This window comes from Chitinophaga sp. (assembly GCF_036569185.1).
Lineage (GTDB): Bacteria > Bacteroidota > Bacteroidia > Chitinophagales > Chitinophagaceae > Chitinophaga.
Window position 1 is genome coordinate 1 of the sequence record NZ_DATCRD010000342.1, and the last position, 9,363, is coordinate 9,363.

10 protein-coding genes and 1 pseudogene are annotated in these 9,363 nt (G+C 45.1%); 6 read left to right on the top strand and 5 right to left on the bottom strand.

Features of this window, described 5'->3' with window-relative positions; genetic code table 11:
- The 6 genes and pseudogenes from VIM72_RS26025 to VIM72_RS26045 all read left to right on the top strand — a co-directional run.
- Positions 1–774, top strand: a 774-nt coding sequence (locus VIM72_RS26025) for a T9SS type A sorting domain-containing protein (protein ID WP_332005746.1), incomplete at its 5' end; no start/stop codon positions are given.
- A gap of 365 nt (positions 775–1,139) precedes the next feature.
- A pseudogene (locus tag VIM72_RS32450) lies at positions 1,140–1,586 on the top strand (serine hydrolase domain-containing protein); the annotation flags it as partial.
- A gap of 17 nt (positions 1,587–1,603) precedes the next feature.
- Positions 1,604–2,158, top strand: coding sequence for a hypothetical protein (locus tag VIM72_RS26030; RefSeq protein ID WP_332005747.1), 555 nt, complete (start codon positions 1,604–1,606; stop codon positions 2,156–2,158).
- Positions 2,159–2,218: 60 nt separating this feature from the next.
- Complete coding sequence (locus VIM72_RS26035; RefSeq protein ID WP_332005748.1) at positions 2,219–3,310, top strand: serine hydrolase domain-containing protein; 1,092 nt, start codon at positions 2,219–2,221, stop codon at positions 3,308–3,310.
- Between the two features lie 281 nt (positions 3,311–3,591).
- A complete protein-coding gene (locus VIM72_RS26040) occupies positions 3,592–4,590 on the top strand; it encodes a terpene synthase family protein (RefSeq protein WP_332005749.1) in 999 nt (332 codons plus the stop codon).
- A 71-nt stretch (positions 4,591–4,661) separates the two neighbouring features.
- Positions 4,662–5,666, top strand: coding sequence for a terpene synthase family protein (locus VIM72_RS26045; protein ID WP_332005750.1), 1,005 nt, complete (start codon positions 4,662–4,664; stop codon positions 5,664–5,666).
- A 75-nt stretch (positions 5,667–5,741) separates the two neighbouring features.
- Here VIM72_RS26045 and VIM72_RS26050 read toward each other — a convergent pair whose 3' ends face one another.
- The 5 genes from VIM72_RS26050 to VIM72_RS26070 form a co-directional block, all read right to left on the bottom strand.
- On the bottom strand, positions 5,742–6,311 hold the full coding sequence (locus tag VIM72_RS26050; RefSeq protein ID WP_332005751.1) for a dihydrofolate reductase family protein: 570 nt from the start codon (positions 6,309–6,311) through the stop codon (positions 5,742–5,744).
- Between the two features lie 199 nt (positions 6,312–6,510).
- Positions 6,511–7,122, bottom strand: coding sequence for a hypothetical protein (locus VIM72_RS26055; protein WP_332005752.1), 612 nt, complete (start codon positions 7,120–7,122; stop codon positions 6,511–6,513).
- A gap of 31 nt (positions 7,123–7,153) precedes the next feature.
- A complete protein-coding gene (locus VIM72_RS26060; protein ID WP_332005753.1) occupies positions 7,154–7,579 on the bottom strand; it encodes a hypothetical protein in 426 nt (141 codons plus the stop codon).
- Between the two features lie 114 nt (positions 7,580–7,693).
- A complete protein-coding gene (locus VIM72_RS26065; RefSeq protein ID WP_332005754.1) occupies positions 7,694–8,335 on the bottom strand; it encodes a response regulator transcription factor in 642 nt (213 codons plus the stop codon).
- The coding region (locus VIM72_RS26070) for a sensor histidine kinase (protein ID WP_332005755.1) at positions 8,325–9,363 on the bottom strand (1,039 nt) is incomplete at its 5' end. The genes VIM72_RS26070 and VIM72_RS26065, both read right to left, overlap by 11 nt.

The following is a 9,363-nucleotide window of genomic DNA, read 5'->3' on the forward strand; positions in this document are numbered from 1 at the left end:
GGCTCCATCCTGCGGGAATCCTGGACAGGCATCAGCGGAGCTACTATCAGCAGCCTGACCTCCAATAGCAATTATCCCAACAACCCTACAGGCAGGGACCAGCTCAGCAGCCTGGAAGGCCCCACTAACTGGGCGGAGAACTATGGCACCAGGATCCGTGGATATCTCCATCCTACCACCAGCGGAAGCTACACTTTCTGGGTAGCCGGAGATGATAACACGGAATTATACCTGAGCACCAATGATAACCCCGCCAATAGATCAAGGATAGCTTATGTAGATGGATGGACCAATTCCAGGGAATGGAATAAATACGGCACACAGCAATCCGCTGCCGTTAACCTGACCGCCGGGCAGAAATACTACATTGAAGTGCTTCATAAAGAAGGCACTGGCGGAGATAATGTAGCGGTATCCTGGCAGGGCCCTGGCATTTCACAACAGGTCATTGCCGGAAACTATCTCTCCCCCATCGCTGCAGGAACAAGCGGTACCATGGCAGCCAAACTATCCTCCAACGTAAGCACGAGTGAAGATGTTGCCGTAAGCCTCTATCCGAATCCATCCGGCACGGGAAGGTTTACGATCCTTCTCCCGGAAATTCCCGAAAATGCGTTCGTAAGAATTTATGATAACCAGGGCAGAATGCTTTATGAAAAGAAAACTCATGGTAATAAAAAGATAGAGATCGATTCACGGCTCCCTGCAGGATTTTACGTTGTGACGATAGAATCGAAAAAATTTAGTTCCACTAAGAAGCTTATTATTAACTGATAAATCTTTCACCAGTTCCGGGGAATGCTTCGCCTGAAGCATTCCCTTTTTTTTCACCAATTCAACACCATCATCACCCTGGTTCAAAACATCTTATAAAAAGTAACCGGTCCTGGCACGACGCCGGATATCAGGATTTTCTTTACCTTCAAGTATATACGAATCTTCATTATGCACCACTTCCATTGTAAAGATCCACCTTATTACTACTATTACTGTTTAAAACAGCCCTGATCTTTTCCCAGGCCACTAAGCGGGAAACATTTTCTTTCTCCACACCGGAAAACGAAGGGTTCTCCTCAAAAGGCTTAAGTGATATATTTACTTATGTAAAGGAAAACAACATCAATATTCACAGTCTTTTAATTGTACGGGATAAGAAGACCCTCTTTGATGCTTACTTCTACCCTTTCCGCCCGGGTTTACGGCATGACATCGCTTCCTGCACAAAATCAGTAACATCCCTGCTTATTGGCATAGCTATAGATAAGGGCTATATAAAGAATGAAGATCAACTGGTTTCATCATTTTTCCCGGAGATTAAACCAACAGGTAAGGGTTTTGAAACATTATCCATCAAACACCTGCTTACCATGAAGTCTGGTTTTGATTGCGGCTTTTCAAACGAAGACAGCCTGTTCAACGAATTATTTCCATCAGCGAACTGGCCTGAATTTATTTTCAATATTCCTTTTGTAACTGATCCCGGTAAACAGTTTTCATATTGCAGCTGCAACTATTACCTGCTGGGGGAAATTATTTACCGGGCAACCCGGTTATCTCCCGAAAACTTTGCTAAAAAATATCTCTTTGACGATACAATGCCATTGTGGTATTTACAGCGGGAGGTCTTAGTGACGATGAGAAAGAACGGATCGGTGATATTATTGGCAATTCATTTCGCCCCGATAAAAAACTGGAAAGTGATCCCGCAGCATTTAACCAACTTAAAAAAATGGAGCTCCAGGCGGCAAAAGCGGGGATCGATTCGCCCCGGTACATTTCCAACGCTACCGGAGAAGAGAAGTTGTTTAATAAAACGATCATTTTCCCAGCCAACAGTTTAGCTGTTGAAAGCGCCCACTTTATATGGAAAAAAGGAAACCTTTCCCTTCTGTTAAAACAAACCGGAGAATCAACCGTCACCTATCCGGTAGGGACCGGCGCCACCTGTAAATTTTACCAGGATGACCGTTCAGGTCATCTGTATGCGTTAAGAGGATATTGGAAAGCCACCGGTGAATTTGAGATAGAATTTAACCTGTTGTCAAAGATCAACAAATACCTGGTTGATTTTAAAATGGGAGATGATGAAAACAAAGTTTCAATTATCGAAGGAACCCATCACATCAACGAAACTTTCCCTGTATCGATAAAGGATTAAAATCCACGCGGCTTTCTCTTTTTGGGATATTCTTGTATCTTCATAAGAGAACTTCCCTACATGAAAAGTATCGGCATTATCATTGCCTCTTTTGTGATATACGTCTGCTGTTCAGCCCAGGAGTTGAACGACAATCCCATGAAAACCCCGCTGGATTCTGCAGTAGACCGCTCGGCAAAATTATATCTAAGCAAAACAGGAAGAGTAGGTATCTCCATCGGGGTTATACATAACCAGCATCATTATCGCTATAACTACGGGCAAACGGCGCCGGCATCAGGCCAGCTAACCCGGTCCAACTCCGTTTATGAAATAGGCTCTATCACCAAAACATTCACCGGCCTGCTGGTGGCGCATGCCATTGGCGAAGGCAAAATGAAACTGGAGGAAGACATCCGGAAGTACCTGCCGGGAAATTTCCCCGGGTTACATTACCCTTCGGGAGAACCGGTACGCGTAGGGTATTTGCTGAGCCATACCGCTATGTTCCCCAATAGCTTTACTGGTGGCGATATATCGGCCTCTATGACGGAAGCCTATTTCCTGGAGCAGCTGCAGCAACTTAAACTGGATAGCCTTAAAACATTAAAATATGCTTACTCCAATGTTGGCTACCAGCTATTGGCTTATGCGCTGGAACATATTTACCAGGTAGACTATGAAACGCTGGTCAAACGCTATATCACTACTCCCCTGCGTATGACAAATACATTTGTACATCCTGCTCCTTCGAAAAACGCCACGGTACTTGATGGTTATACCCCCACTGGTGAAAAAGCCTTGCCGGTACCGGCCTCTTTTCCGGGTGCGGGCGGGCTTCACTCCTGTATAGACGATATGTTAAAATATGCAGATTACCAGCTTGCTGAAAAAGATGCTGCGGTAAAGCTCACCCACCGGGTTATTTATGGCAACGTGGAACAGGACGCAGTCGGCTTTCAATGGTCCATTGGCAGGACAAGGAACTGGGATTATTATATCAGGATAGATGGAGGCACTAACGGCTTCCGTAGTTTCTGTTCCTTATATCCCAATGAACAGATAGCTATTATCCTCCTCACCAACGAAAAAGACGATCAGGCAGGTGGCGATCTTTACCGGGTGACTACCAGCATACTGAAAACACTGAAATCTTCTTATCCGGGCAGATGATAAAGATTGTCGCTAAAAAAAAGACAATATTCCATAACTTTTTGTAAATTCCTATACTCAAACCTCATTATCAAACGCTTCGTTGAAGCCGGATAATTGACCAAAATAACCTTTAGAAAAATGACGACAAACCCTAATTTGCAAGAGGCGGATATTTCCCCACCACTATTTATATTATATAAGAAAACCCTATTAAGAACAGGCCCCCGCAGGTAACCTTTGCATTTCTCAAAATAACATGATAAGAATTATTCTTCCTCAATGTAACCCAAACTATTTCTATGAATACGGTGATAACTTCAATACTATCGCAGTTCCACTATCCTTTTCCCATGCTAAAAAATCCATTTGCCTGCACCATGCAGGAAATAACAGAACAGCACTGGATAGACGGAGAATATCTGGCCCTTTATAATAATGACCCTCTCACCAGGAAGAAGTATAAAATGACCAAAACTGCGCATATTGCTTCCCAATGGTTCCCAACAGCCAGCGCTGAACGGTTGAAACCGGTATGCAGGCTCATGTTGTGGACGCTTTACAATGACGACAGGTGTGAAGAATGCAATTTCCAGGAATTGTATCATGTACGTGATCAGTCCCTCGGAATTTTAAAAGGAACGGCCACCAGGGATGAGGTGGAAATTCCGCTTGCCGGTTTGCTATTCGATCTCAGGGAAGAGCTCACGCAATTTCTCCCTGAAGAATCCATGAACCGGTTTATCGATGGTCTTCAAAAATACTTTGACGGCCTCCGACAGGAGCTTTATTACAAGGCCCGGAAAGAGTTCCCTTCTGTAGAAGAATGCCTGGCTATCCGCGAAGACTCGCTTTGCCTCTACCCTTTCCTGGAGCTGCTGGATCTTGAAACGGAAATATTCCTGCCGGATTTCATACATCAGCATACTACAATAAAACGCCTCAAAGCATTGGCCGTTCGTATGATGGCATGCTTCAACGAAGTACAGTCAGTACTTAAAGACGAAGCCACCGGTGCGATTTATTATAATGTGGTAAAGGCGATTCAGCACCAACGGAATATTTCGCTGGAAGAAGCATGCATGGAAGCCCTTCACATTCATAACGAATACCTGAGGGAATTTCAGTATCTGCAGGATTTTCTGCCATCCTTTGGCAACTGGCAGGATGCAGTAATCAACAGGGTTCATTATATCAGTATGACACTCAACGGATGGAAATCTGTCTCCTCTACGCTCGACAGGTATAATTCCATACAGGGGTTCCCCGATGTACAAACAGTAAAACAGGCCCTGGGCTAAAGAATAACTCCCTCAGCCCGGATGCGGAAAATATCCGGGTACGTCTATCACTAACAGTAAAAACCATCGTAATGACACCAGAAGAATTTAACCCAAGAGACTATCTGCCCCTGAATTATTATCCATGGCCTAACCGCGTGAATCCTCATCTCGAACAAATGGGAAAGGATATGGAATCATGGATAGATAATGACTACAATTTTCTGACGCCTAAACAAATAGCGAAATACAAAAAAATGCGGTTGCACGCATGCACCGCGTGGATGTGGCCCGACTTAACATATGAACAAACCATTCCCTGCAACAGGTTTATGCTTCAGTATGTTGTACTCGATGATCAGCTGGAAGATTTATCACTGGAGGAAAAACAACTACAGCGTATCCGTTGTATGGAAATTCTGAATGGCGCTCCTCCGTTACCGGAAGAAAATGCAATATATCAACACCTGGCACTTATACGGGATGAGTTCCGCGCATTTATGCCCGAAATATGGATGAAGCGTTTTATCCGTTACTTCTACCTGACCTTCAGGTACGGGATTGAAGTGGAACATTCTTACAAAGCTGCCAATCAACCACCGCCTTCCTTCGTTGTATACAAGGCCATCCGCGAATATGCCGTCCTGATGTATCCCTACCTGGTCCTGGGAGAGATTGAATCCGGCCTGGTTTTACCCGATCACATCGTTGACCACTGCGTCTTTCAGCGAATGATGACCCTGATGGTCAGAATTATTATATGGCAAAATGATATTCATTCCTTGCCAAAAGAGCTTGCCAAAGGAACAGAGGTTTTTAACGTGGTTTTTGTGTTGCAGCGACAATATGGTCTTTCCCTGGAGGATGCCTGTAAGGAAACATTACGCATCCACAATGCAGATCTCGATGAGCTGCTTACTTTACACAAGGAGTACCGGGAGTTTGGCGAATACCAGGAACATGTGGATAAATTCGTGTATTACTTTGGGCTCGCAGTTCAGGGCGTGAATACATTTTATGTGCAGGAAACAGAAAGATACCTGCCGGGAGGGAAAGGATTTGCCTGGCCGGAGAAAAGCCCTTCAGCGAAAGCATAAAAAAGAGAGACCCGCCGTAATGGCGGGTCTCAAAAGTAATAATATATGGCCGTCCGGTATCATCCCGGCGAAGGATTATTTTTTCAGTGATCCGAGGTGCTTATAAGTATTAATGAGCAAACCGGTAGGCGTTGCTTTCGAGTCCACAAAAGCAAGCTCCCGGGCGTTGATACTATCTGATAATAAGCGTTTACCACGACCAAGCAAAACCGGGTAGGTAATGAGCACTACCTCATCTGCCAGGCCCTGGTCAAGCAACAGGGAAGTTAATGTGGAGCTTCCCACTACGATCAGTTCGGGTCCATCCGTTGACTTCAGATCGCGGATCGCCGCTATAACATCTCCCCCCACATGCTTTACCGGTCCCCATTCCAGGCTTTCGGGCCTGTGAGTTACGATGTATTTCGTTGCAGCGTTTATACCATTTGCCATCGGGAAATCCCCGGCATTAGGCCAGAAGGCGCTAAATATATCATATGTCTTACGGGCAAGCAGCAGGTCGAAGCCAGTTCCGTATTCCTTCAGGAGCATTTCCGCCCCGGCCGGGCTACGATAGGGCGTAGTCCACGCGCCATAAGTATAGTCTCCGTCGTGCTCAATTACACCGTCGAGCGAGATATGTTCAAAAATTCTGATCTTTCTCATGTTGTTTTCATTTGTTTGATGGTGATTCAAATGTAGTGAGGATCAGGAACACGCATGAGGTACGATTGCGACAATATAAGGGTATTTTTAACCACCTCCGTTATCTTTAACACCAGCACATTCCAACGGCTTACATCAATATCCAAAGCCCGCGACGATCGCAGGCTTTGAAGGGTCAAAATAATGGATAACAGGCCGGCTACTCAATCGCAAAGCTTACCAACAGGGAAATATACTGATCCTCGATTGGTTTAAAGTAATAACTCTCTTCTACCCTGGATTCCTGGGAAGTAAGATCCGTAACCGTGAGCACAGGCCCCAGTTTTTTATTGATAACTTTTGCAATGGTGGCTGCTTTCTCCCTGCCATTGATAAATGCTGTCTCGAATTGTTTTTCGTCTTTTGCAACAGGCTTGAACTTTACCCTTGCGCCTGCAATAGTAATAACAATGCCATTTGCCAGTTTGGCGGCCTTCAGCAGTTCTTCGCGGGAACTGGTACTGAAAGTATATAAACTACCTTCCCTGAAAAGCTGCAATGCCACATATCCCATTTTATCTTCCTTAAACCGGCTTTCATCCAGGCCAGCTTCCTTTGCCTTTGCAAAAAATCCCTTTTTCAGATCTTCAAAAGATTTTTTGCTTTCTGATTCTCCATATTCCACTGCTACGGTAAAATCTATCATGTAAGCTTCCACTTCCCGCGCTACTTTGGCAACGCCATACACCTGTATAGCGTGATTTTGTTGTTCCTGGGCATGGCTTCCCAATGCCGACGCCAATAGGATGGCGGCCAGTATTATTTTTTTCATCGGTTGAAAATTGAGTGGTAAAAGAATGAGGTTACGCAATCGTAAACAGGAAGGACGCTACAATCATCCATGCGCCAACAATGATGCCCAGTATACCCAGTTTACCCTGTTTGGGCGCTAATTTAGCCCGGATACTCACCGCCTTTTCCCTGGCCTTTTCATTACCGGAAAGGAAAAACTTGCTGATGAGCGGGAACCCGAGTAAGAAGCCAAGACATGCTTCCACCAGGCTGCCCGCCGCTAAGGTGATCCACCAGATAGGCGCCGAGGTAAGCCAGCCGATATTTAAAACGGCGCTTACCAGCCCCCATATGCCCCAGAAACAGAAAATAATCCCGATCCATCCCTGGTAGGGCTCCACGTTTTCCAGCAACTCCTTTGCATTGGGTTTCTTAGATAAAATCAACGAGGGAACGGCAATGATGCTCAGCAGGATTAATGTTATTCCGTAAATCATAAATGTTGCATTTTTTAGTTACACGATTTGTTTTGTTATGCAACAAAGGTAGCCGGGCACGATGGGGGCTACAACATCGTATCCAGTGAAAATCACCCCCCTGTTTTCAGGGGGTTAACTGAGCAGGCCTAATTTAACGGCATACCTGGTAAGACCAGCCAGGTTACGCACTTTTAATTTCAGGATAAGGGTTTTGCGGTAACTTTCAATGGTATGTTTGCTGAGAAAGAGCTTGTCTGCGATCTCCTGGGTGGTGTATTCTTCGGCAATCAGTTTCAGTACATCCTTTTCACGGGAAGTGAGCATTTCAAGGGTTTCTTTTTCCTTGTTGAAAACGCTTTTGAGATACTCCTGTTTCACGGTCTCTGAAAAATATTTCCCGCCTTTGAGGATCGTTTTTACCGCTTCCATCAACTCGTCTGAATCCGCATTCTTCGATAAAAAACCGTCTACATGATTCTGGATCAGCGTATCGATCATATTGCTGTCGGTATGCATACTTACCACCAGGGTACTGATCTCCGGTCTTTTTTCCTTGATATAATTATTCAGTGTGATGCCGTCCATATCGGGCATACTGATATCGGTAATAACAAGATCCACCTGCTCTTCCGGGTGCTGGTCAAGATAGTTCATGACCAGTTTACCGTTATGGGCATAATAAAGCACATGGAGATCCCTGTCTTGTGTTATTAACCGGGTAAGGCCTTCCAGGAACAATTTATGATCGTCTGCAAGGATAATATTATGCTTCATACAATTCCTGGTTTAAAGGTATTTCAATGTCTATTACTGTGCCTTTCGAAGGGAAAGAATCAATCGTACACACGCCGTCGAATAATTTCAGGCGCTCACGGATATTCTGGAACCCGATGCCAAATTTCACTGTTTCCATGGAAAATCCCCGGCCATTATCTTCAAACTGTAATTTCAGCATATCGTCCAGCCGGGTCAGTTGTATTTCTACCTTCGAAGCCTGGCTGTGCTTCTGGGCGTTGGTGATCAGTTCCTGGATGATCTTATAGATCTCTACTTTGAGTGAAGTGCCGATCCGGTCTACTTCTTCGGCGGGAAAGGCATGAAAGGTGATCAGGGCCTTACCGGGCATATTGAATTGCCTGATATAACCTGAAATAAGCTCTGTAAAACCGGTGTTGCTGAATTGCTGCGGAACAAGATCATGCGACAGATCACGTACCTGGTGATAAGTATCGTTTACCTGCCGGATAATCGTTTCCAGCCCGTTCACTCCTGCCTGGTTGGAGAGCTGGAGCTTAATGGCCGCAAGATTGCCCCCGATGCTGTCGTGCAATTCACCGGCAATCCGCTTCCGTTCTTTCTCCTGCCCGGTAACAGAGGCTTTCAGCAGCTCCAGTTCCTTATCTTTCAGCAACGCCTCAATTTTCTGCCGGTTCATTTCCTCCATGGTAGTATTCAGTTTGCTCTGCGCCTGCAGTTTCTGGTAATACATATACAGCAACCCTATAATTGGCAGCAGGATGATAAGAAATCCTATAAGCAGGCTATACTTTATTGTTTTCTGATGGTTTAACTGGTTTTCCTTATTCAATAGTTCTTTTTCTTTCCGGGCCGTCTGGTATTTAATTTCGAGCTCGTTGATCTCCCTTTTATTCTGCTTGTCCAATACTTCCCTGAAAATGCCCATGTACTGTGTCATGAGCGCATAGGCATTTTGATAATCGCCTGTTGCCGCGTGCAGACTACGAAGACTGTTCAACACCTTCAGCTGCGCTTCCAGGTCGTTCCATTGAAGCGCGTTGGTG